The sequence below is a fragment of the Pseudomonas sp. LBUM1643 genome (genome assembly GCF_059716215.1).
The window spans coordinates 1,078,265-1,100,212 of record NZ_CP166813.1 but is presented as its reverse complement, the minus strand read 5'-3'; the positions used below and the strand labels follow the sequence as shown (position 1 = coordinate 1,100,212).

Annotated in this window: 19 protein-coding genes and 1 pseudogene; 11 read left to right on the top strand and 9 right to left on the bottom strand. The window is 61.1% G+C overall.

Translation table 11 applies throughout. The annotated features are described in order from the left end of the window. Positions 1-62: 62 nt before the first annotated feature. From ACA063_RS04815 to ACA063_RS04800, 4 genes are read left to right on the top strand one after another with little or no spacing between them, the layout of a single operon-like run. Entirely contained in the window at positions 63-539 is a 477-nt protein-coding gene (locus tag ACA063_RS04815) for a formate dehydrogenase subunit gamma (RefSeq protein WP_497664979.1), read from the top strand. Then, on the top strand, positions 539-2,098 hold the full coding sequence (locus ACA063_RS04810; RefSeq protein ID WP_497664978.1) for a formate dehydrogenase beta subunit: 1,560 nt from the start codon (positions 539-541) through the stop codon (positions 2,096-2,098). The genes ACA063_RS04815 and ACA063_RS04810 overlap by 1 nt, the downstream gene beginning before the upstream one ends. Beyond that, complete coding sequence (gene fdhF / locus ACA063_RS04805; RefSeq protein WP_497664977.1) at positions 2,095-4,977, top strand: formate dehydrogenase subunit alpha; 2,883 nt, start codon at positions 2,095-2,097, stop codon at positions 4,975-4,977. Before ACA063_RS04810 ends, fdhF begins: the two co-directional genes overlap by 4 nt. Beyond that, entirely contained in the window at positions 4,974-5,195 is a 222-nt protein-coding gene (locus ACA063_RS04800; RefSeq protein WP_497664976.1) for a formate dehydrogenase subunit delta, read from the top strand. The genes fdhF and ACA063_RS04800 overlap by 4 nt, the downstream gene beginning before the upstream one ends. Positions 5,196-5,741: 546 nt before the next feature. On the opposite strand, the gene ACA063_RS04795 is transcribed toward ACA063_RS04800, so the two are convergent. Both ACA063_RS04795 and ACA063_RS04790 read right to left on the bottom strand, forming a co-directional pair. Next, complete coding sequence (locus ACA063_RS04795; protein WP_162438225.1) at positions 5,742-6,110, bottom strand: PH domain-containing protein; 369 nt, start codon at positions 6,108-6,110, stop codon at positions 5,742-5,744. A gap of 43 nt (positions 6,111-6,153) precedes the next feature. Continuing rightward, positions 6,154-6,513, bottom strand: coding sequence for a potassium channel family protein (locus tag ACA063_RS04790; RefSeq protein ID WP_497664975.1), 360 nt, complete (start codon positions 6,511-6,513; stop codon positions 6,154-6,156). A gap of 292 nt (positions 6,514-6,805) precedes the next feature. On the opposite strand from ACA063_RS04790, the pseudogene ACA063_RS04785 reads away from it, so the two are divergent. The 3 genes and pseudogenes from ACA063_RS04785 (at position 6,806) to ACA063_RS04775 (ending at position 9,708) form a co-directional block, all read left to right on the top strand. Next, positions 6,806-6,941: pseudogene (locus ACA063_RS04785) on the top strand (formate dehydrogenase subunit delta). A gap of 160 nt (positions 6,942-7,101) precedes the next feature. Next, positions 7,102-9,024 carry an alkaline phosphatase D family protein gene (locus ACA063_RS04780; protein WP_497664974.1) on the top strand — a complete coding sequence of 641 codons (1,923 nt, stop codon included), beginning with the start codon at positions 7,102-7,104 and terminating at the stop codon, positions 9,022-9,024. A gap of 102 nt (positions 9,025-9,126) precedes the next feature. After that, positions 9,127-9,708 carry a DedA family protein gene (locus tag ACA063_RS04775; protein ID WP_497664973.1) on the top strand — a complete coding sequence of 194 codons (582 nt, stop codon included), beginning with the start codon at positions 9,127-9,129 and terminating at the stop codon, positions 9,706-9,708. Positions 9,709-9,809: 101 nt separating this feature from the next. Here ACA063_RS04775 and ACA063_RS04770 read toward each other — a convergent pair whose 3' ends face one another. Further along, on the bottom strand, positions 9,810-10,985 hold the full coding sequence (locus ACA063_RS04770; protein WP_497664972.1) for an aspartate aminotransferase family protein: 1,176 nt from the start codon (positions 10,983-10,985) through the stop codon (positions 9,810-9,812). Between the two features lie 102 nt (positions 10,986-11,087). Here ACA063_RS04770 and ACA063_RS04765 point away from each other — a divergent pair, with 102 nt between their 5' ends. Together ACA063_RS04765 and ACA063_RS04760 are read left to right on the top strand one after the other, a co-directional pair. Next, complete coding sequence (locus ACA063_RS04765) at positions 11,088-11,993, top strand: LysR family transcriptional regulator (RefSeq protein WP_497664971.1); 906 nt, start codon at positions 11,088-11,090, stop codon at positions 11,991-11,993. A gap of 56 nt (positions 11,994-12,049) precedes the next feature. Further along, positions 12,050-12,541: a GNAT family N-acetyltransferase gene (locus ACA063_RS04760; RefSeq protein WP_497664970.1), complete on the top strand. Its 492-nt coding sequence runs from the start codon at positions 12,050-12,052 to the stop codon at positions 12,539-12,541. Positions 12,542-12,550: 9 nt separating this feature from the next. Here ACA063_RS04760 and msrA read toward each other — a convergent pair whose 3' ends face one another. Next, on the bottom strand, positions 12,551-13,255 hold the full coding sequence (gene msrA / locus ACA063_RS04755) for a peptide-methionine (S)-S-oxide reductase MsrA (RefSeq protein ID WP_497664969.1): 705 nt from the start codon (positions 13,253-13,255) through the stop codon (positions 12,551-12,553). A gap of 31 nt (positions 13,256-13,286) precedes the next feature. Beyond that, positions 13,287-13,805 carry a peptide-methionine (R)-S-oxide reductase MsrB gene (gene msrB, locus ACA063_RS04750; protein ID WP_497664968.1) on the bottom strand — a complete coding sequence of 173 codons (519 nt, stop codon included), beginning with the start codon at positions 13,803-13,805 and terminating at the stop codon, positions 13,287-13,289. A gap of 166 nt (positions 13,806-13,971) precedes the next feature. On the opposite strand from msrB, the gene ACA063_RS04745 reads away from it, so the two are divergent. Both ACA063_RS04745 and ACA063_RS04740 read left to right on the top strand, forming a co-directional pair. After that, a complete protein-coding gene (locus ACA063_RS04745) occupies positions 13,972-14,688 on the top strand; it encodes a response regulator transcription factor (protein WP_497664967.1) in 717 nt (238 codons plus the stop codon). Further along, complete coding sequence (locus tag ACA063_RS04740; protein ID WP_497664966.1) at positions 14,685-16,205, top strand: sensor histidine kinase; 1,521 nt, start codon at positions 14,685-14,687, stop codon at positions 16,203-16,205. Before ACA063_RS04745 ends, ACA063_RS04740 begins: the two co-directional genes overlap by 4 nt. Positions 16,206-16,610: 405 nt before the next feature. Here the strand turns inward: ACA063_RS04740 and ACA063_RS04735 are convergent, their stop codons facing one another. The 4 genes from ACA063_RS04735 to ACA063_RS04720 form a co-directional block, all read right to left on the bottom strand. Beyond that, positions 16,611-17,366, bottom strand: coding sequence for a class II aldolase/adducin family protein (locus ACA063_RS04735; protein ID WP_497664965.1), 756 nt, complete (start codon positions 17,364-17,366; stop codon positions 16,611-16,613). After that, on the bottom strand, positions 17,363-18,313 hold the full coding sequence (locus ACA063_RS04730) for a CobW family GTP-binding protein (RefSeq protein WP_497664964.1): 951 nt from the start codon (positions 18,311-18,313) through the stop codon (positions 17,363-17,365). The genes ACA063_RS04735 and ACA063_RS04730 overlap by 4 nt, the downstream gene beginning before the upstream one ends. Continuing rightward, the gene (locus ACA063_RS04725) at positions 18,313-20,058 is read right to left on the bottom strand and encodes an amidohydrolase (RefSeq protein WP_497664963.1); all 1,746 of its coding nucleotides are present in this window, start codon (positions 20,056-20,058) and stop codon (positions 18,313-18,315) included. The genes ACA063_RS04730 and ACA063_RS04725 overlap by 1 nt, the downstream gene beginning before the upstream one ends. Before the next feature lie 98 nt (positions 20,059-20,156). Then, a complete protein-coding gene (locus ACA063_RS04720) occupies positions 20,157-21,827 on the bottom strand; it encodes a 5-guanidino-2-oxopentanoate decarboxylase (RefSeq protein ID WP_497664962.1) in 1,671 nt (556 codons plus the stop codon). Between the last annotated feature and the right edge of the window lie 121 nt (positions 21,828-21,948).

Here is a 21,948-nt window from a genome sequence, read left to right as displayed (position 1 = left end):
CAGCCGACACTTTCGGACGACCGACGACCTTCTGGTTCGTCCGTGACCGTGAGGATTGCTGAATGCCTGATGAGATGCTGCACCTGCCAGTGGTCAACAGTCTGCTGGAGCGCCATAAGGGCTCCCCGGGTGCGCTGTTGCCCATTCTTCATGATATTCAGGAACGCATCGGCTACATCCCCGACGCCGCAGTCCCCGAGATTGCCCACGCCCTGAACCAGAGTCAGGCCGAGATTCGTGGCGTTATCAGCTTCTACCATGATTTCCGTACTGCGCCTCCAGCGCGGCATATCCTGCGCCTGTGCCGGGCCGAGTCCTGCAAGAGTCGCGGCGCCGAGCAGTTGGCGGCGCAGTTACGCGATCGTTTGCAACTGGATGACCACGGCAGCAGCGCTGACGGCAGCATCAGTTTGCGTCCGGTGTATTGCCTCGGCGCCTGCGCTTGTTCGCCGGCTCTGGAGCTGGATGGTCGGGTGCATGCGCGGCTCAGTGCCGGGCGTCTGGACGCGTTGCTCGACGCTTGCCGGGAGGACGCGTGATGCCAGCTTTCTATGTATCTGGTGATTCGGTGGCCCGTGCCGTGGGTGCAGAAGATGTTGTGGTAGCCCTTATCACCCACGCCCGGGGACGCGTTGTGCCGCTGGAGATAAAACGCACCAGCTCGCGGGGCCTTTACTGGCTGGAGCCACTGTTGGAAGTGGACACGCCGCAAGGCCGTTTCGGCTTCGGTCCGCTAACAGATGCTGACGTGCCGTCTGTGCTCGAAGCGCTCAAAGGCGACCCGTCTTCTCATCCACTGGCCTTGGGCCTGGTGGAAGAGTTGCCCTATCTGAAAACTCAGCAGCGCCTGTTGTTCGCCCGCGCTGGCATCACCCAGCCGCTGCACATCGACGATTACCAGGATCATGGCGGTTTCGAGGGTTTGAAAAGAGCCATCGCCATCGGAGGCGAGCAGACTGCAACTGAAGTATTCGATTCCGGCCTGCGTGGCCGTGGCGGCGCGGCCTTCCCCGCCGGGATCAAATGGCGCACGGTGCGCGCGACCGAAGCTGCGCAGAAGTACATCGTGTGCAACGCCGACGAAGGCGACTCCGGCACCTTTGCCGACCGCATGTTGATGGAAGGCGATCCCTTCCTGCTGATCGAAGGCATGACCATCGCTGGTCTGTGCGTCGGCGCCACCTACGGCTACATCTATGTGCGCTCGGAATATCCAGATGCGGTGATCATCCTGCGCAACGCGCTGCAAATTGCCCGTTCGAACGGTTACCTCGGCGCCAATGTCGGCGGCAGCGGCCAGGCCTTCGATATGGAAGTTCGCGTCGGTGCCGGTGCCTACATCTGCGGTGAGGAAACCGCGCTGCTGGACTCCCTCGAAGGCAAGCGCGGGATCGTTCGCGCCAAGCCGCCAATCCCCGCGTTGAAAGGTTTGTTCGGCCTGCCGACCCTGGTGCACAACGTGCTGACCCTGGCCTCGGTCCCGCTGATTCTGGCCAAGGGCGCGCAGTTCTATCGTGATTACGGCATGGGCCGTTCCCTGGGCACCATGCCCTTCCAATTGGCGGGCAATGTTCGTCACGGCGGTCTGGTGGAACGGGCGTTTGGCCTGACCCTGCGCGAACTGGTGGAAGGCTATGGCGGTGGTACCGCCAGTGGCCGGCCATTGAAGGCTGTGCAAGTGGGCGGCCCGCTTGGCACGTGGGTGCCGCCGTCGCAATTCGATACGCCGCTGGATTACGAAGCCTTTGCCGCCATGGGCGCGATGCTCGGGCACGGTGGTGTGGTGGTGGCGGATGACACGCTGGACATGTCCCAAATGGCGCGTTTTGCGATGCAGTTCTGCGCCGAGGAATCCTGCGGCAAATGCACGCCGTGCCGCATCGGTTCGACCCGGGGCGTGGAAGTGATCGACCGCCTGCTGGCCGCGCCGGACCAGAACGGTCGCGATGCGCAGGCCATCATCCTCAAGGACCTGTGCGACACGATGCAATACGGTTCGCTCTGTGCTTTGGGCGGCATGGCCCCGTTTCCGGTGGCCAGCGCCCTCAAGTACTTCCCCGCCGACTTCGGTCTGCAGCCTTCGGAGGCCGAGCAATGATCACTCTCTTCGACCCGAAAACCGATATCGATCTGGGCACGCCTGCCCGCGACAGCCAGGTTCAAATCACCCTGAACATCGACGGTCGCAGCATCAGCGTGCCTGAAGGCACCTCGGTGATGCGCGCCGCTGCACTGCTGGGCACCACCATTCCGAAACTCTGTGCCACTGACAGCCTGGAAGCCTTCGGTTCCTGCCGCATGTGCCTGGTGGAAATCGACGGGATGCGCGGTTATCCGGCGTCGTGCACAACACCGGTCAGCGAAGGCATGAGCGTGCACACCCAGACGACGAAGCTCGCGACCCTGCGGCGCAACGTCATGGAGTTGTACATCTCCGATCACCCGCTGGACTGTCTGACCTGCTCGGCCAACGGCAACTGCGAATTGCAAACCGTAGCCGGCCAGGTCGGTCTGAGGGAAGTGCGTTACGGCTATGAAGGCGACAACCATCTGGACGACGTGAAGGACACCTCCAACCCCTATTTCGATTACGACCCGAGCAAGTGCATCGTCTGCAACCGTTGCGTGCGCGCCTGCGAAGAAACCCAGGGCACCTTTGCGCTGACCATTACCGGGCGCGGCTTCGAGTCACGCGTTTCGGCCGCGGGTGGCGACAATTTCCTCGATTCGGAATGCGTGTCCTGCGGCGCCTGTGTGCAGGCCTGCCCCACCGCGACCCTGATCGAAAAAAGCGTGGTTGAACTGGGTCAACCCGAACGCAGCGTGATCACCACCTGTGCCTATTGCGGCGTGGGCTGCTCGTTCCGCGCCGAGATGAAAGGCGACAAGCTGGTACGCATGGTTCCGGATAAAAACGGCCAGGCCAACCACGGCCACTCTTGTGTCAAAGGACGCTTCGCCTGGGGTTATGCCACCCACCCGGATCGCATCACCAAACCGATGATCCGCCGGCACATCAACGACCCGTGGCAGGAAGTCAGCTGGGATGAAGCGGTGACCTATGCCGCCAGCGAATTCCGACGGTTGCAGCAGAAATACGGCCGCGATTCCATTGGTGGCATCACCTCCAGTCGCTGCACCAACGAAGAAACCTACCTCGTACAAAAACTGGTACGCGCGGCGTTCGGCAACAACAACGTCGACACCTGTGCGCGGGTCTGCCACTCGCCAACCGGCTATGGCCTGAAACAAACCTTGGGCGAGTCCGCCGGCACTCAGAGTTTCGACTCGGTGATGAAGGCCGACGTGATCCTGGTGATGGGCGCCAACCCCAGCGACGCCCACCCGGTGTTCGCTTCGCAACTCAAACGCCGCCTGCGTGAAGGCGCGCGGCTGATCGTGATCGACCCGCGTCGCATTGATCTGGTGGACTCGGTGCATGCCCGTGCCGAACTGCACCTGGCCCTGCGTCCGGGCACTAACGTGGCCATGCTCAACGCGCTCGCCCATGTGATCGTTACCGAAGGCTTGCTCGATCAGGCCTTCATTGACGCCCGTTGCGAGGGCAGCGATTTTGCTCGCTGGAGCGAGTTCGTCAGTCGTGCCGAGAACGCGCCGGAAGTCTTGGGCGCCGTCTGCGGCGTCGAACCTGCCGACATCCGCGCCGCCGCCCGCCTGTTTGCCAGCGCCGGCAACGCGGCGATTTACTACGGCCTTGGCGTTACCGAACACAGCCAGGGCAGCACTGCGGTCATGGGCATTGCCAACCTGGCGATGGCCACCGGCAACATCGGTCGTGAAGGCGTGGGCGTGAACCCGCTGCGGGGGCAGAACAACGTTCAGGGCTCCTGCGACATGGGCTCGTTCCCCCACGAGTTGCCCGGTTACCGGCACATCTCCAACGAGGTGGTACGGGCGGAGTTTGAACAGGCGTGGAACGTCACCCTGCAACCTGACCCGGGCCTGCGTATTCCCAACATGTTCGAGGCAGCGCTGGGCGGCACGTTCAAAGGCTTGTATTGCCAGGGTGAAGACATCGCCCAGAGTGATCCGAATACACAGCACGTGACGGCAGCGCTGTCGGCGATGGAATGCATCGTGGTGCAGGACATCTTCCTCAACGAAACCGCCAAGTTCGCCCACGTGTTCCTGCCGGGCTGTTCGTTCCTGGAAAAGGACGGCACCTTCACCAACGCCGAGCGACGCATCTCACGAGTGCGCAAGGTCATGGAACCGCTGGGCGGCAAGGCCGATTGGGAAGGCACCGTGGCGTTGGCCAACGCCTTGGGCTATCCGATGAACTACCAGCATCCGTCGGACATCATGGATGAAATCGCCAGCCTGACACCGACCTTCACCAACGTCAGCTACGCCGAACTGGATCGCCACGGCAGCTTGCAATGGCCGTGCAACGCCGCGGCACCGGACGGCACGCCGACCATGCACATCGAGCAATTCGTGCGCGGCAAGGGGCGCTTCATGCTCACCGGGTATGTGCCCACCGAGGAGAAGGTCAACGGCCGTTATCCGTTGCTGCTGACCACCGGGCGCATCCTCAGCCAGTACAACGTCGGCGCCCAGACCCGGCGCACCGACAACGTCGCCTGGCACGACGAAGATCGCCTGGAAATCCACCCGACCGACGCCGAGAGCCGTGGCATCAATGAAGGTGACTGGGTCGGCATCGGCAGTCGCGCCGGGCAGACCGTGTTGCGGGCGCGGGTTACCGAACGTGTTGCGCCGGGGGTGGTGTACACCACCTTCCACTTCCCGGAATCGGGAGCCAACGTCATCACCACCGACAACTCTGACTGGGCGACCAACTGCCCGGAATACAAGGTCACCGCCGTGGAAGTCAGCCGCGTGTACCACCCTTCGGAATGGCAAAAACGCTTCCAGGCCTTCAGCGATGAACAGGCCCGCCTGCTCAAGGATCGCCGTCAGGCCCGCGGTGCAAAAGCGGAGGTACGCCGATGAGCACGGAGAACCTGATCAAGATGGTCAACCAGATCGCCCAGTACTTCGCCAGCGAACCGGACCAGCACGCCGCCGTGCTCGGTGTGCGCAATCATCTGCAGATGTTCTGGGCGCCGAGCATGCGCAAGGAACTGCTGGCCTGGCAGACGACGCACCACGGGGCGGATTTGCACCCGCTGGCACAAGAAGCCGTCAGTGGCGCGGGTTGGGGGCCATAAACACCGTCCAAAAAACAGTGAAACCCTGTGGGAGCTGGCTTGCCGGCGATGGCATTCATTCAGCCAATATCATCATGACCTGACATACCGCCATCGCGAGCAGGCTCGCTCCTACAGGGTCCATGGCGTACTCAAAATTTGCCATCAACCCAAAACAACTGTGGGAGCTAGCCTGCTAGCGATGGCGTCCGGTCAGCCAACATCATCATCGCCTGACCCACCGCCATCGCGGGCAGGCTCACTCCTACAGGGTCCATGGTGTACTCAAAATTTGCCATCAACCCAAAACAACTGTGGGAGCTAGCCTGCTAGCGATGGCGTCCGTTCAGTCAACATCATCATCGCCTGACCCACCGCCATCGCGAGCAGGCTCACTCCCACACGGTTTGTGGCGCTCCCAACTATCACAGCCAACACAAATCAACTGTAGGAGCTAGCCTGCTAGCGATGGCGTCCGTTCAGTCAACATCATCATCACCTGACCCACCGCCATCGCGAGCAGGCTCACTCCTACAGGGGTCCGTGGCGTTCACAAAGGCAATCAACTCACAACAAATGCTGGGAAATCAGTTTCGACACTTCAACCATCGACGTCCTGCCGGTGAACTCAAACTTCACTTTGCCCAACGACGAGAAATAGATTTCCAGCTCGGAGTCCAGGTCGAAGGTGCCTGAGGTTTCCACCGAATACGCCACGATGTTTTTGTACGGCAACGAGGTGAAGTCTTTTTTGCTGCCGGTCAGACCCTGGACGTTGACCGCGATGATCCGTTTGTTGGTAAACACCACGCCATCGCGCATGGATTTGTAGGAGTCGATAACCGTCTCCCCGTCCAGCAGCAAGGCCGTGACGCGTTCGGCGTATTCGTCGTTCTGCTTGAGCTTGAAGAAACCCTTGTTGTTGAAGTCGATCATGGCTCATTCCCTGTTGTTCAAAACAGGTATCTAACCATGCCGCCTAGCCTTTCGGCTCATCCTGTCGATCCGCCCCCGTCACGCGCACCGCAATTTCAATCCCCCGAATGCACACCGCCGCAAATATCGCCGTCATCAGGATGCCGTTAAACCCCAGCAAAATTGCCAGCACCCGCGAAATGGCCAGCTTCGGCACAAACTCTCCATACCCGATGGTCAAGCCCGTCACGAAGGCGAAGTAGATCCCATCAAAAGGGCTCCACCCCTCGAAGTAGCCGATGATCAAGCCAAACAGCACCATCATCAAAAGAAGGATGGAAAAAATCGGCCAGACCACATGGAAGTAGTTCCAGACGGCTTTAAAGAACGCTCGACGAAGGTGCGATGCTTGGGTGAAGTTCATTGGTGGGTCGTCCTGGGTTTTCAGTACTCCATCAGCTTGGCACACGTTTGGAAAGTTGATGGCCGCTCGCCCCATTGTTCATCGGCGCTGCCCAACACCGCGACCGACATCACGGCCTGGCTTTTCACTTGATGACAGCCCCGCTCTGCCGGCCAGCAACTACTCAACCTGAATCGACCCTTTGGTCCCGGCATCGCTGTCGGTCCAATAGTCTTCATTCTTGAGGCGACGAACAGGACCGTCTGCTTAAAGACCGCCGTCAGGCCCGTGGTGCTAAAGCGCAGGTGCGCCGATGAGCACGGACAACCTGATCAAGATGGCCAACCAGATCGCCCAGTACTTCGCCAACGAACCGGACGACACACCACCGGGCGGATTTGCACCCGCTGGTGCAGGCCGCCGTCAGTGGCGCAGGCTGGGAGGCCTAGCGCTCAAATGCCGCCCAACCCCACTGTAGGAGCTGCCTCGTGTCACTCGACAGCTCCTACAGTGGATTAGGTAAGTAATTGCGACCGAAGACGCACTAACGATTCATTCACACCAGCTGCGCTATCATCGCGCTTTTGCGCACCCAAAATCTTGCCCCGGATGTCCATGCCTTCGCCCTCGCCTGTCGCGCTCCAGCCGCTTCCCCCCGTCCTTGTCGGCCCGCTGTTGCGGCGTCTGGAGCCCAAGCGCCTGGTGCTGTGGCTGGTGGGTTCCCGGGCGCTTTCACTGACGTTGAGCCTGCAAGGTGTCGACGACATCCCTCTGGATGGCGGTCACTGCACGGTCATCCCGATCGGCGCCCACGCCTTCGTGCATTTGATCGATGTGAAACTGGACACGCCGCTGCCCTGCGACACGCTGATTGAATATGACCTGTTGACTGACGGGGCAGGCATTGCCGATTGGGCGCCGCACCTGTTGTATAGCGAAGCGCGCCGTCCCAACTTTGTCCTGCGCTCCACCGTTGATCAACTGCTCCACGGCTCCTGCCGTAAACCTCATCACCCGGCGACCGATGGCTTGCTCTGCGTCGACGCCCTGTTGGCGCAAGAACACGACGCCCGTGAGCGTCCGGCGCTGCTGATGATGACTGGCGATCAGGTCTACGCCGACGATGTCGCCGGCCCGATGCTGCGGGCAATTCACGCCTTGATCGAGCGACTGGGCCTGTTCGAAGAACACCTCGAAGGCGCGGTGGTCAGCGACAGCGCCAAGCTCTACGAGCACCCTGCCAGTTACTACCACCGTGCGGATTTGTTACCGGCGCTTGAGAGCAACGAGACCCTGCGCGAGCGATTTTTTGGTGGGGCGCGTAAGCCGATTTTCACCAGCAGCAGCGCGGACAACCATTTGGTGACGTTCGCCGAAGTCATGGCCATGTACCTGCTGGTCTGGTCGCCAACGCCGTGGACGTTGATTGCGCCACAACCGCCGACACTGACGCCGCAAAGACGTGAGCGCTATGCACTGGAACAGACGCGCATCGATGGCTTCAAGGCCGGGCTGGGCAACGTCGCCCGGGCGCTGACGCATTTGCCGACGCTGATGATTTTCGATGATCACGATATTACCGACGACTGGAACCTCTCCGCGCAATGGGAGGAAACAGCCTATGGCCATCCGTTCTCCAAGCGGATCATCGGCAACGCGCTGATCGCCTACATGCTGTGCCAGGGCTGGGGCAACAATCCGGATGCCTTCCGCACGTTGCTGGAAAACGCTGAAGGATTGATCGCGACCGGGCATGACGGCTATCTCGATAGCCCCGTGCAGGATGCTTTGATCGATGAGTTGCTGAAGTTTCAGCACTGGCACTACGTACTGCCGACGAGTCCTGCGCTGGTGGTCATCGACACCCGCACCCGACGCTGGCGCAGCGAGATGAACCTCAAGCAACCCTCGGGCCTGCTGGACTGGGAAGCCCTCAGCGAATTGCAGCAGGAACTGCTGGACCATCCCTCGGCGATCATCGTTTCGCCCGCGCCCATCTTCGGCGTCAAGCTGATCGAAACCGTGCAGAAAGTCTTCAGCTGGTGCGGATATCCGCTGTTGGTGGATGCGGAAAACTGGATGGCCCATCGCGGCGCCGCCCAGGTGATCCTGAACATTTTCCGCCACTCGCGCACGCCGGGTAACTACGTGGTGCTGTCGGGGGATGTGCACTATTCCTTCGTCTACGAAGTCTTCATCCGCCACCGCAAGGCCGGCCCGCGTATCTGGCAGATCACCAGCAGTGGCATCAAGAATGAATTTCCGCCGACGCTGCTGGAGTGGTTCGACCGTCTCAACCGCTGGCTCTATTCCCCGCGCTCGCCGCTGAACTGGCTGACCAAGCGCCGGCGCATGCGCATTGTGCCGCATGTTCCGGAGCACGCCGAAGCGGGTGAGCGGTTGTGGAACTCGGCGGGGATCGGCCAGGTGTTCTTTAATGAAAAGGGCCAGCCGCAGGGCATCTATCAGCACAACTCAAACGGGTTACCGAAGACCCGGATGGTTGCGCCGGTGGACGAACAGGCCGAGTAGACTCTTTAGTTTTAAACAAGGATAGGTATGTTCGCACGGAGCAAGTTGGTGCCTGAATGATGGCTATCTGGTGCGGTTAGTGGAAAGCCTTGGGGAGCGCCCTTGTTAGAACACCTGGACTTCAACTATCTACTGGCCACCTATGGTTACTGGGCGGTGTTCCTTGGCTGCCTGGTGGAAGGCGAAACCATTCTGATTCTGGGCGGGATGGCGGCTCATCAACACTTGCTGCACCTGTGGCCCGTGATCGCGTGGGCCAGTCTGGGCGGGATGCTGGGCGATCAATTGCTGTTCTGGAGCGGGCGCTATTTCGGCGGCCGGTTGTTGCCGCGTTTGCAGCGACAGAAAGCGGCCATCGAGCGGGTGACCGGGATGATCTCGCGCTACCCCTCGACCTCGGTTTTCGCGGTGCGGTTTCTGTATGGCATGCGCCTGGTGGGCCCGGTGGTGATCGGGGCCAGCGGTCTGTCGCCGATCCGGTTCACGGTGTTGAATGCGCTGGGTGCAGTGGTTTGGGCGACGCTGTTTGCCAGCGCCGGCTACTGGGCTGGCGAGGCGCTTGAAGGGTTGTTGGGCGATTTGAAACCGTACCGGCTGCCGATTGCGTTGGGAGTTTTGGTGTTGGGGGTAGCCATTGCGCTGATTCGGCATTGGCGAGCGAAAGCACGCTCATCGACCCTGTAGGAGCTGCCGCAGGCTGCGATCTTTTGATCTTTAGCGCCGTCGAAATTCAAGATCAAAAGATCGCAGCCTGCGGCAGCTTCTACAGGGGTTGTGTGGCGTGTTCAGGCTGCCCTGATCGCCCGACACACCCCTCTGACAATCATCTCCACCTCCCGCTCATCAATCGTCAGCGGCGGCAGCAGGCGTATGGTCTTGCCCCGTGTCACGTTGATCAGCAAGCCGTGATCCCGCGCGGCGATCAGGGTCAGGTCGCGGATCGGCTGCTTGAGTTCGATACCGATCATCAAGCCTTGTCCACGGATGGCCAGCACATTCGGGTTGTCCGCCAGTTCGGCGCACAATCTGGCGAGCAACCGTTCGCCCTGCACTGCGGCGTTTTCCAGCAGCCCTTGTTCTTCGATGATTTCCAGCACCGTGCACCCGACACGGCAGGCCAATGGATTGCCACCGAAGGTGCTGCCGTGACTGCCCGGCGTGAACAGGTCGGCGGCTTTACCCCGTGCCAGGCAGGCACCAATGGGGATGCCGTTACCAAGCCCCTTGGCCAGGGTCATCACGTCCGGCACGATGCCTTCATGCTGGAACGCAAACCACTGCCCGGTACGGCCGATCCCGGTCTGAATCTCGTCGAGCATCAACAGCCACGCGCGCCGGTCGCAGAGTTCACGCACGGCTTTCAGATAGCCAGGGGGGGCCAGCTGCACGCCGCTTTCGCCCTGGATCGGTTCCATCAGAACCGCCACGATGCGCGAACCGTACCGTTGCTGCGCTATTTCCAGCTCCTTGAGGTCACCGAACGGCACTTTGACGAAATCACCCGGCAGCTCGTTGAATCCAAGACGCACGGCCGGGCCATCGCTGGCGGATAAGGTCCCGAGGGTTCGACCGTGGAACGCGTTTTCCATGACCACCACCATCGGTTGTTCGATACCTTTGCGCCAGCCGTGCAACCGCGCCAGCTTCAATGCGGTTTCGTTGGCTTCGGCGCCGGAGTTGTTGAAGAACGCCCGCTCCATGCCCGCCAACCGGGTCAGTTTTTGCGCCAGCCGCTGCTGCCAGTCGATGCTGTAAAGATTGGAGGTGTGCAACAGCAGGCCTGCCTGCTCGCTGATCGCCGAGACAATTTTCGGATGAGAGTGGCCGACGTTGGTCACCGCCACGCCCGCCACCGCATCGAGGTACTCGCGACCCGCCTGATCCCACAGGCGTGTGCCCAGGCCTTTGCAGAAGCTCAAGGCCAGTGGTTGGTAAGTGGTCATCAGGCAGGCGGCGGTCATGACATCAAGCTCCATCAATGGTCGGTGTGTTTGCAGTATCGTTAGCCACCTGAATTGGATAAACGCTGCAATACTTCAATCATTTTAAAGCTGGGCTTGATAATGGATCTGTTCCAGGCAATGACCGTTTACGTGCGCGTAGTGGAATCCGGCAGCATGACCGCCGCCGCATTCCAGTGCGAAATGTCCACCACCATGGTGGGCAATCACTTGCGGGCCCTTGAGAAACGACTGGGAGTGCGCCTGCTCAATCGCACGACCCGACGCCAGCGACTGACCGAGTTCGGCACGGCCTACTATCAGCGTTGCCTCGAAGTACTGGGCCTGGTGGCCGATTCCGAGCGTCTGGCCGAACAGAGCCAGGACACGCCCGTTGGCACGTTGCGCATCACGGCTCCGCTGACCTTCGGCACTGAAAAGCTCGCACCGGCGCTGAGCGAATTTGCCCTGCGTTACCCACAAGTCAAACTCGACGTGATGCTCTCCAATGGGCGACCCGAGCTGCTCGAAAATAACCTCGACGTGGCGTTTCGCCTGGGTGCCATCGAGTCGTCAAACGTCATCGCTCGCCCGCTGATCGACTACACCCTGACGATGTGCGCCTCCCCCGAGTACCTGGCACGCCGGGGCATCCCGGAAAACCCTGAAGACCTCCAGCACCATGACTGCCTGTCCTTCGCCTATCCGGCCGGGGATGACTGGCATTCCGTGTCTAAAAACTGGCGCCTGAGCGGGCCTGAAGGCGAAGTCCTGGTCGCCGTCAGCGGCACGATGCTGATCAACAGTTCGGCAGGTTTACACCAGGCGGCCCGCACCGGCATGGGTATCGTGATGCTGCCGGATGCGCTGGTGGAGCAAGACCTGCTGAGTGGGAAACTTGTCGCCCTGATGCCCGACTACCAACTGCCGAGCCGCCCAATGAGCCTGATCTATGTTCAGGATCGCTACCGTCTTCCCAAACTGCGCCACTTCGTTGAATTTGCCATGCAGTTGTGGGGCAAGCACTAGTCAGGTGAATCTGGCATGAACTAGTCTGCGGGGAATAAAAACGCCAAGGACAGCCAATGACTTCACCCACCGTCTATCGTCGAGCGACCTCACAAGATCTGCTCGCCATCTGTGAACTGGGACAACAACTCAACAGCCTTCACCATCAGCACCGGCCGGATATTTACGCGCCACCGACGGAAGATTTCGCCCGTGACGGCGACTTTTGGCGACCGAGTATCGAGGGTGAACATCATGCCGCCTTCCTCGCAGAACTGGCAGGCGTTGCCATCGGTTTCATCACCGTACAAGTCACCGAATCCAAGGGCCCGCTGATGCAACCTCAGCGGGTCGGCAGGATCGGATCAGTCTGCGTTGACCACCTCGGCAGGGGCCAAGGGGTTGGTCGAGCACTGATGCAGCACGCTCAAGCCTGGGCACTCGAACAAGGCGCGGCGGACCTGCGTTTGACCGTCTGGGGGTTCAACGACCCCGCCCGGCGCCTGTATGAAGAGCTGGGCTATGAAATGCGCGCCTTCGAGATGGGCAAACGCCTTAGTGACGGATGATCAGGAGGTTTACGACCCGCCCTTTACCAACACCGGTGTGTCCTGATACCGATCCGGGTACAGCTGTTTGAGCTGTGCCACTTTCGGCAAATCGTTGATCACGATGTAGGGATAAGTGGGGTGCTCGGTCAGAAAATCCTGATGCTCCTCCTCCGCCGGGTAAAACCCGTTGTAGCTTTCCAGCTTGGTCACGATGGGTTTGCTGAACGAATGCGCAGCATCAAGTTGGGCGATGTAAGCCTGAGCCACGCGTTGTTGCTCACCGCTGCGGGTGAAGAGCGCCGACCGATATTGAGTACCGCTGTCCGGTCCCTGACGATTGAGTTCGGTGGGGTTATGGGCCACCGAGAAGTAGATCTGCAACAAGGTGCCGTAGCTGACCTGTGACGGATCGAAGGTGACCTCGACCGATTCCGCATGACCGGTATCGCCTTCGCTGACACGCTCATATTGCGCGGTATTGGCGGCGCCGCCTGCGTATCCGGAGACCGCTTTTTTCACACCTTTGACATGTTGGAACACGCCTTGAACACCCCAGAAACAGCCACCGGCGAATACCGCGGTTTCGCTGTGAGCCTGGGTGGTTTCGTCGAGCGCGGGTGGGGGGATGATCACCGCGTCTTCGGCCCCGAAAGAGAATGCCGAGCATTGGCCGATGACACTGGCAGCCGCCAGGCCGAGCAGTGTGCGACGCCAGGAGATTAAACCTTTCATGAGGGAACCTTCATCAAATGGTTAAAGGAAATCAGGCAGCCGTGGGCTCGAATTTCATCGCCAGACCGTTCATGCAGTAGCGCAACCCGGTCGGTTTTGGCCCATCGTCGAAGACATGGCCCAGATGCCCGCCACACCGTCTGCAGTGCACTTCCTCGCGCAGCACCCCGAAAGAGCGGTCCTGACGAGTGGCCACGGCCTTGTCCAGCGGTGCCCAGAAGCTTGGCCAACCGGTACGGCTGTCGAACTTGGTCGCGGAAGAAAACAGCGCCAGATCACAACCGGCACAGCTGAACGTACCGTCGCGATGTTCGTTGTTCAGTGCGCTGCTGTAGGCCCGCTCAGTACCTTCCTCGCGGAGGATGTCGTACTGCTCATCGCTGAGCAGGGCGCGCCATTCGCTGTCGCTGTGGGTCACCTCGAAGGCCTCTGCGGCGCTGGCATCGCTGACCAGCGCGGAACCTGCGGTAAATTTCGGCACTACGCCGAGGGCCAGGGCGGCAATCCCCAGCCCGCCGCTAGCCACAAGAAACTGCCGCCGTGAAAACATGGTCGTCTCCAAAAATCCTGCCTGTCGAAATCAAACGCGCTTTTCATGGAACACAGCCTAGGCTTGGGTTGATCGCCAAATCCTCACGCGGAGTTAAACAATTCGTGATAACTCGGCCATGGAAAAACCCGCACACTGTGTGCATTGCGCTGAAGGATTGAGCTTGATGGAACAGACCAAACGCGTCCTCGTGGTCGAGGACGACCTGCATATCGCCGACCTGATCTGCCTGCATCTTCGCGACGAGCAGTTCGAGGTGGTGCACTGCGCCGACGGCGACGAAGGCATGCGCCTGTTGCAGCAAGGCAACTGGGACGCACTGGTCCTGGACCTGATGTTGCCGGGGGTCGACGGTCTGGAAATCTGCCGCCGCGCCCGGGCCATGGCCCGCTACACGCCGATCATCATTACCAGCGCGCGCTCGAGCGAAATGCACCGGATCCTGGGGCTCGAACTGGGCGCCGACGATTACCTGGCCAAGCCGTTTTCCATGCTCGAACTGGTGGCACGGGTCAAAGCCCTGTTGCGGCGTGTCGATGCCATGGCCCGCAACCTGAAAATGGATGCCGGCAGCCTGATCCTCGACGGCCTCACCGTTGATCCGATCACTCGCGACGTGTCCCTCGACGGTCGCCGCCTCGACCTCACGCCAAGGGAGTTCGACTTGCTGTACTTCTTCGCCCGCCAGCCGGGCAAGGTGTTCTCGCGCATGGACTTGCTCAACGCCGTCTGGGGCTACAGCCACGAAGGTTACGAGCACACCGTCAACACGCACATCAACCGGCTGCGGGCGAAGATCGAAGCCGATCCGGCGCAACCGGCGCGCATTCTCACGGTGTGGGGCCGCGGCTATAAATTCGCGGCCAGGGAGGAACACTCGTGAGGCTGACCCTGACACAACGGTTGTCACTGGTGTTCGCGGTGCTGTTGCTGGTGTGCTGTGGTACGTCGGCGTGGATGCAGGTGCGCTCCAACCAGATGCATGAACAGGAAGTGGTGCAAGGGCTTTCCCGGGATCTGGCACAACACATCGCCAACGACACGGTACTGATGGACACCCAGGGCCTGATGCCCGACGCCGTTCACAGCCTCTTCAGCCAGTTGATGCTGGTCAACCCGAGCGTCGAGGTGTACTTGCTGGATACCCAGGGCCGGATTGTCGGAAGTGCTGCGCCCGAGGGACGGATTCGCCGCGAGCAGGTGGATCTGGCGCCAATTCAACGCCTGCTCAAAGGGGATGCGCTGCCCATTCTCGGCGACGACCCACGCAGTACCGAAGCACGCAAAGTGTTCAGCGCCGCCCCGTTGAAGGTCAACGGCAAACCGGCGGGTTATCTCTACGTAGTCTTGCTCGGTGAGGAGCATGACCGCTTCGCCGAACGGGGCGCCACCAGCGCTGCGCTCAATACCGCACTGTTATCCATCGGATTGGTCGCGATGCTGTGCCTGATTGCCGGCCTTACGGCGTTTGCCCTGATCACCCGGCCTTTGCGTCGCCTGACCGAAACCGTCAGCCAGTTCGACATCGACGGCGTCCCGGTCACACCCGCTGAAGCCGTCCCTGTGGAGAAAGCGGCGAGCCACGATGAAATTGCCGTACTCGACGCAGCCTTCCGCCAGATGCAGGCACGTCTCAGCGAACAATGGCGCTCGCTGACCCGTCAGGATCAGGAACGTCGGGAGCTGGTGGCGAACATTTCCCACGATCTGCGCACGCCTCTGGCCTCGCTGCACGGTTACCTGGAAACCCTTTCCCTCAAGGACGCCACCTTGTCCGCCGCCGATCGCCGCCGTTACCTGGGCATCGCGCTGGATCAAAGCCGCAAGGTCGGCGGTTTGGCGCAATCACTGCTGGAACTGGTGCGGCTCGAACATGGTTTTGTGCAGCCGGTGCTGGAGCGCTTTTCACTGACCGATCTGGTGCAGGACATCTTTCAGAAATTCGAACTGACGGCCGAAGCCCGGCAAGTGCAACTCAAGGCGAGCTTTGCACCCACTGTGTCTGGCGTGTTCGCCGACCTCGGGCTGATCGAGCGCGTGCTCACCAACCTGTTCGACAACGCCTTGCGTCACACCCCCCTCGGCGGAACCATCGGCATCAGCCTGGTTCCTCAAGGCCGGTTCGTTGAAATCACCATCAGCGACAGCGGGCCGGGCATCGCTGCGGAACTGCGCGAAGGCTTGTTCCTGCGGCCGTTCAATATTGGTGGTGCACGACGTGACGGGGGATTGGGGTTGCGCATCGTGCAGCGGATCCTGCAGTTGCATGGCCGGGAAGTTCGTTTGGTGGATGTCGCGGGGCAAGGCGCTACGTTCGTCTTTTCACTGCCGATCGATGAAGAGACCGCGACGGCGCTGGCGGTGCGGTCGATGAACCTGAATACCCCGGGGCAGGCCTGAGAGACCGTGGCGCCTGCATCGCGGGCAAGCCACGCTCCCACAGGGATTTTCAGTGCACTCAGTATTTGAAGATGGCCAGGATAAATTGTGGGAGCCGGCTTGCCGGCGATGGCGGTGGCGGTGGGTCAGGTGGATTGTTTTGGCTGGGAGACCATCGCCAGCAGGCTAGCTCCCACAGGGGGTCTTCAGTGAACGCAACATTTGAAGGCGATCCGGATGAATTGTGGGAGCTGGATTGCTAGAGATGGCGGTGGGTCAGATAGATTATTTTGGCTGGGAGACCACCGCCAGCAGGCTAGCTCCCACAGGGGTCTTCAGTGAATGCAGCATTTGAAGATGGCCCGGATAAATTGTGGGAGCTAGCCTGCTAGCGATGGCGCCAGTTCGACCACAGAAAAATCCGGGTCAGTCCCGATACCCCGGAGCCACGCGATCCAGCAGCCGGATCAACGCTGCCCACGCCAACTGCATTGCATCCGGGTCGTTCAACTGACCCTCCTCCAGCGGCCGCCCTGGATCATTGAACTGACGCTCGGTATGCGCGCACACCTCTGGCGGCGGCAAAATCACCTCGCCGGCAGCCTTGGCCGCCAACTGGATTTCACAGGCTTTTTCCAGGTAATACATGCGCAAGAACGCCTGGCTCACGGTTTCGCCCACCGTCAGCAAACCATGGTTGCGCAACATCAGCACCGTCTTGTCACCCAGGTCCTGCACCAGGCGCTGTTGCTCACTCATGTCCAGCGCCACGCCTTCATAGTCGTGGTAAGCCACCCGACCATAAAACTCCATGGAGATCTGGTTCACCGGCAGCAGCCCGCACTTCAACGCCGCGACCGCGCACCCCGCCTTGGTATGGGTATGCAACACGCACTGGGCGTCTTCACGGGCACCGTGAATGGCGCTGTGAATGACAAAGCCTGCCGGGTTGACCGGAAAAGGACTGGCCTCGACCGCCCGACCTTCAAGGTCGATCTTGACCAGGTTCGACGCGGTAATCTCATCGAACATCAAGCCATAAGGGTTAATCAGGAAATGATGCTCAGGCCCCGGCAGGCGCACCGAAATGTGCGTGAAGATCAGATCGCTCATGCGAAAATGCGCGATCAATCGATAACAGGCTGCCAACTCTTCACGTAAACGTTGTTCCATCGGGTTCATGTTCGCGCTTCCTCCGTCACCTTGCACGCCTCCAGTCCTTGCCCCAACGCTTCCCAGCCGTCAAAGCCACGACGAGCAATAAACACCAATCGGGAACCGCTGGCCAGTGCCTCGTCGGTAGCCGGCAAGAACTGACTGCGGGTGCCGACGTGCTGCAGCCAGTGCGCCTTGCCGCCCTGCGCCAGCAACACCAGCCCCTTCACCCGGAAGACATCGCCCGGCAAGGCGTGCAGCCAACCGCGTAAACGTTCGACATCAAGCCCGGTGGAATCCTGCCACAGCCAGCTGCTGAACATTTCGCCGTGATCGTCCGCCGACACCCGTGTCATCGGTTTTTGCGCACGGGGTTCAAGATCCAGGTCGGTGTCCAGCCACAGCGCATCCGGCAGCTCGGCCTGAACACTTTCGTGTACCCGTGTCCGCGCACCGAGCGCATCGCGCAGTGCCTGCAACTGCGTGTCGTCCACCAGGTCGGTCTTGTTCAACAGCAGCAGGTCGGCGGCAGCCACTTGTGCCCTGGCCAGTCGTGCGTACTCGCCTTCAAGTTGCAGGTGACGGGTCGAGTCAACGACGGTGATCACCATGTCCAGCTGCATCTGGCTGCGCAGTTGCGGGTACGCCAGGGTTTGCACGATGCGCTGCGGATCGGACACGCCACTGCACTCGATGACAATGCGCTCAAGCCGAGGCTGCAGTTGCGCCAGGCTCGCCAGTTGCGCCAGAAGATCTTCCTGAACCGTGCAGCAAATGCAGCCGTTTTGCAGGCTGTACACCGCGTCGGTGACTTCGGAAACAATGGCCGCATCGATGTTCAGCTCGCCGAAATCGTTGACGATAACGGCCAGCCGACTGCCCTCCGCACGGCGCACCATGCGGTTGAGCAAGGTGGTTTTACCCGCGCCGAGGAACCCCGAGACCACCGTGACTGCAATGCGTGGAACGTCCATCACGCCTTACCCTCCAGCACGGGCGGTTCACCCTGCCAGACCGCTTTCAATCCAGCCGGTGCCAGCGTCGAATGACGGTCGTAGACCAACTGCCCTTCCACAAAGGTCAGCAGCACGTTGGTGCGGTGGATGTAATTGCGCGCAGGTTCGGCGAAGAGATCGCGGTCGATCACGATCAGGTCTGCGGACTTGCCGACTTGCAGACTGCCCGTCATGTGTTCCAGACCCATGGCCACGGCGCCGTTGGAGGTAATCACGTTCAAGGCCTGTTCGAGACTGATGGGCTCGCCGAAGCACGCGGGATCATCGTTCCATGGGTTCTGGCGAGTGACCATGGTTTCCAGCGCCAGCCATGGGTCGATGGACGCCACCGGCCAGTCGGTGCCCATGACTGCGGTGCCGCCCGCTTCGAGGACGCCTTTGAAATCGTAGATGCGTTTGAGCCGCTCCTGACCGTAGCCCGAACGTGCACCGCTGGCGAACGGCGTCGGGTACCAGGCGGCCGGCGAAAACTCGGCAATGACGTTCAGTTCCTTGAAGCGCGGCAGGTTCCCCGGATGCAGCAACGTGCTGTGTGCGCATTGATGACGCACGCCGCTGAAACCATTGCGACGGCGGGCCTCGGCGACTGCATCGAGGAACACGTCGGACGCGCCATCGCCGGTGCAGTGGGCAATCACCCGGATGCCCTTGCTGTCCATGTCCACCACCATGTCGGTGATGTGCTCAGGGGTCAGGTTGAGCTTGCCGCGCCAGCTCTTCTCTTGTGGCCAGGGTGTCAGCAGGTAGGACGACTTCGGCTCCACCGTGCCATCGAAATGGAACTTCACCGCGTTCGCACTCAGGCGCGCGCTGCGGTAGTAGTGACGTTCACCACTGAGCAATTCCCAGCGGCGACGCACCGGAAAAATATCGTCCTGCCAACTGATCGCCGCTTCGATGCGGACCGTCAGTTCACCGCTGTCGTCGAGCTCTTTCAGCGCTTGCAAACGTTGCTCGCAAACGTGCACGTACTTGCTCGCCGTCACCCCGCGCGAACTCTGGAAATGCACGCCGTCGCGGTAGGCGCGACGCAGCACGCTGACCGGCGTAGGCGGCATGGCGGCGTGGATCATCGCGTAAGCACCGTCAATCATCAGGCCGGTGGGTTCGCCGCTCAGTTCGTCACGCTCCAGATAGCCGTTGCGCGGGTCGGCGGTATGGCGATCGATGCCGGCCAGTTCCAGGGCCTTGGAGTTCACCATCATGGTGCCCCACATCCGGTCGAGCAGCGCGACCGGGCGGTCCGGCATGACGCTGTCGAGCCACGCCCGGCCCGGAGTCAACCCGGCTTCACGGAAGGTGTAGCGCACCCAGTACTGCCCGTAGATCCAGCCATCGCCCGGATGGCTGTCGGCATAGGCCAGGATGCTTTCGCGCAGCTGTTCGGGCGTCGGGTCTTCGATGCCCACGTCCAGGTCGTCGCTGTAGCGCGGTGCCAATGCCAGGTCCGGGTGCGTGTGCATGTCGTGCAGGCCCGGCATGCAGAAAGCGCCTTGCAGGTCATGCACAACGGTGTTGGGGCCTTTGAACGTCTCAAGTTCGCCAAGGCTTGCGACGCCGATCAACTTGCCGTCGCGAATGGCCACGGCCTCGGCCCACGGGTTCGCCGGATCTTGGGTATAGATGCGACCGTTACCGAGGATCAGATCGGCGTATGTCCCTTGTGCGGAATGGGTCGAGGTAAAGTTGTCGGACTCAGCCACGTAAGCCACCTTTTCAGTTCAGTGCGATAGAAAGGTCCCGCGCGTTCGGCGCTTCGAGGACCTGGAAATTCTTGTTTTTGTAGCCCGTAACGCGCGGCCTACTCCGCCAGAAACGCCGCAGCGTCCAGCTCGACCATCACCGGTTCGTCGCAATGACCGAACTGGCCCAGCAACTCGCGCAGGCCGTGCAGACTGGTCACCCGGTGATGGGCCACATGGCAGCTGCGCGCCAGGGCCTGGAAGTCCGGCGTGAGAATGTCCACGCCCACCAGCGGCACGTCTTTGGCGTTCATGTAGTCGCGGATTTCGGCGTAGCTGGCATTGTTCCAGAGCAACAGGATCACGCCGGCGCCCGCCTCTTTTGCAGCGATCAGTTCGGCGCTGGAAAACTGCAGTCCACCGTCACCCACCAACGCCACGACCGGGCGCGAGGGTTGCGCCAGCTTCGCGCCAATGGCGGCCGGCAACGCGTAACCCAGGGTTCCGTAACCGGTGCCGGCGTTGAACCAACTGTTGGGTGTCGGGGCTCGATAACCCAGCGCGCCCTGATACACCGGCTGAGTCGAATCGCCGACGATCAGCGGCTGCGGCAGGTGATCACGCACCGTGTCCAGCACCGTCTGCAGACAACGTTGTTTCAGACTCCAGCCAGCGTGTTCCAGCGCATTGACCTGGGCAACCCGTTGACTCGCCCACGCCTGATCAGGCCTGTGGCGAGGGAGTTCATCGAATCGTCGCACCGTCCCGCTGGGCTGCGAAGCGGCCCCAAAGATGGGCCTGCTTTGCAGTCTCGCCAACAGTGCACGCACCCCTTCCCCGGCATCGCCCAACAGGCCGACCTGGGCCGGTTGCGCGCCGAGGACCTGCATCGGATCGATGTCCAGACGAATCAGCGGCGCCTTGAACGCCAAGGGTCCAAGGCCGAAAAAGTCGTAGTCGGTTTCCCCCAGTTCGGTGCCGATCGCCAGCACCACATCCGCCTCGGCAAACAGCTCACGACCGTGTGCGGAGGACTGCACACCGTCGAGCAGCAGGGGGTGCTCGGGCGCCAGCAAGCCACGGGCATTGGTGGTCAGCGCGACCGGCGCCTGCAACCGTTCAGCCAGCGAAGTCAGGGCGGCACCTGCTCGACGGGCGCCGCCACCGGCCAGAATCAATGGCCTGCGGGCCTGGTTGATCAGTTCGATCGCGGCGTCAATAGCCGAAGTGGCTGGCGCAGGAGCCGGGGGCAAGGCACGAGGCCGCAGGTCCAGGCCATCGGCCGACATCTCCAGTACATCCAGCGGTATCTCGATGTGCACAGGACGTGGCCGCGTACAGCCAAACAGCGCAAAGGCACGGGCAAGGACTTCCGGCAGTTGATCCGGATGCTGGACGGTATGACTGAACGCACACACCCCGGCGACCATGGCGCGCTGATCGGGCAATTCATGCAGATGCCCGTGACCCAGGCGCAAATGTTCGCGGCGATTGCAGGTGGAGATCACCAGCATCGGCACCGAGTCCGCATAGGCCTGCCCCATGGCGGTCAGGATATTGGTCATGCCCGGGCCGGTAATGATGAAGCACACACCGGGTTTGCCACTGGCACGGGCATAACCGTCCGCCATGAACCCGGCCCCTTGCTCGTGACGCGGGCTGACGTGCTTTACGCCACTGCCGTCCAGGCCACGATAAAGCTCGACGGTGTGCACGCCGGGGATGCCGAAGACAGTGTCAACGCCATAGCCTTCCAGCAACTGAACGAGCGCCTCGGCACAACGGGTCATGCAGCACCTCTTTGATGAAGGGCCAGCACGGCCCGATGACGAATGGGGCTAGTATTGTTGAACCAACCGATACAACAATCGATTTTTTTTGGCCTGACTGTTCAATTTCCGTCACCATAAG

What these genes read in the sequence shown, in the direction of transcription:
- ACA063_RS04735 (WP_497664965.1), bottom strand. Translation starts at nt 17,366, where the DNA reads ATGAACCCGATGGAACAACGTTTACGTGAAGAGTTGGCAGCCTGTTAT.
- ACA063_RS04745 (WP_497664967.1), top strand. Translation starts at nt 13,972, where the DNA reads ATGGAACAGACCAAACGCGTCCTCGTGGTCGAGGACGACCTGCATATC.
- ACA063_RS04780 (WP_497664974.1), top strand. Translation starts at nt 7,102, where the DNA reads ATGTCCATGCCTTCGCCCTCGCCTGTCGCGCTCCAGCCGCTTCCCCCC.
- ACA063_RS04800 (WP_497664976.1), top strand. Translation starts at nt 4,974, where the DNA reads ATGAGCACGGAGAACCTGATCAAGATGGTCAACCAGATCGCCCAGTAC.
- ACA063_RS04815 (WP_497664979.1), top strand. Translation starts at nt 63, where the DNA reads ATGCCTGATGAGATGCTGCACCTGCCAGTGGTCAACAGTCTGCTGGAG.
- ACA063_RS04720 (WP_497664962.1), bottom strand. Translation starts at nt 21,827, where the DNA reads ATGACCCGTTGTGCCGAGGCGCTCGTTCAGTTGCTGGAAGGCTATGGC.
- ACA063_RS04760 (WP_497664970.1), top strand. Translation starts at nt 12,050, where the DNA reads ATGACTTCACCCACCGTCTATCGTCGAGCGACCTCACAAGATCTGCTC.
- msrB (WP_497664968.1), bottom strand. Translation starts at nt 13,805, where the DNA reads ATGTTTTCACGGCGGCAGTTTCTTGTGGCTAGCGGCGGGCTGGGGATT.
- fdhF (WP_497664977.1), top strand. Translation starts at nt 2,095, where the DNA reads ATGATCACTCTCTTCGACCCGAAAACCGATATCGATCTGGGCACGCCT.
- ACA063_RS04770 (WP_497664972.1), bottom strand. Translation starts at nt 10,985, where the DNA reads ATGACCGCCGCCTGCCTGATGACCACTTACCAACCACTGGCCTTGAGC.
- ACA063_RS04810 (WP_497664978.1), top strand. Translation starts at nt 539, where the DNA reads ATGCCAGCTTTCTATGTATCTGGTGATTCGGTGGCCCGTGCCGTGGGT.
- ACA063_RS04730 (WP_497664964.1), bottom strand. Translation starts at nt 18,313, where the DNA reads ATGGACGTTCCACGCATTGCAGTCACGGTGGTCTCGGGGTTCCTCGGC.
- ACA063_RS04795 (WP_162438225.1), bottom strand. Translation starts at nt 6,110, where the DNA reads ATGATCGACTTCAACAACAAGGGTTTCTTCAAGCTCAAGCAGAACGAC.
- msrA (WP_497664969.1), bottom strand. Translation starts at nt 13,255, where the DNA reads ATGAAAGGTTTAATCTCCTGGCGTCGCACACTGCTCGGCCTGGCGGCT.
- ACA063_RS04790 (WP_497664975.1), bottom strand. Translation starts at nt 6,513, where the DNA reads ATGAACTTCACCCAAGCATCGCACCTTCGTCGAGCGTTCTTTAAAGCC.
- ACA063_RS04765 (WP_497664971.1), top strand. Translation starts at nt 11,088, where the DNA reads ATGGATCTGTTCCAGGCAATGACCGTTTACGTGCGCGTAGTGGAATCC.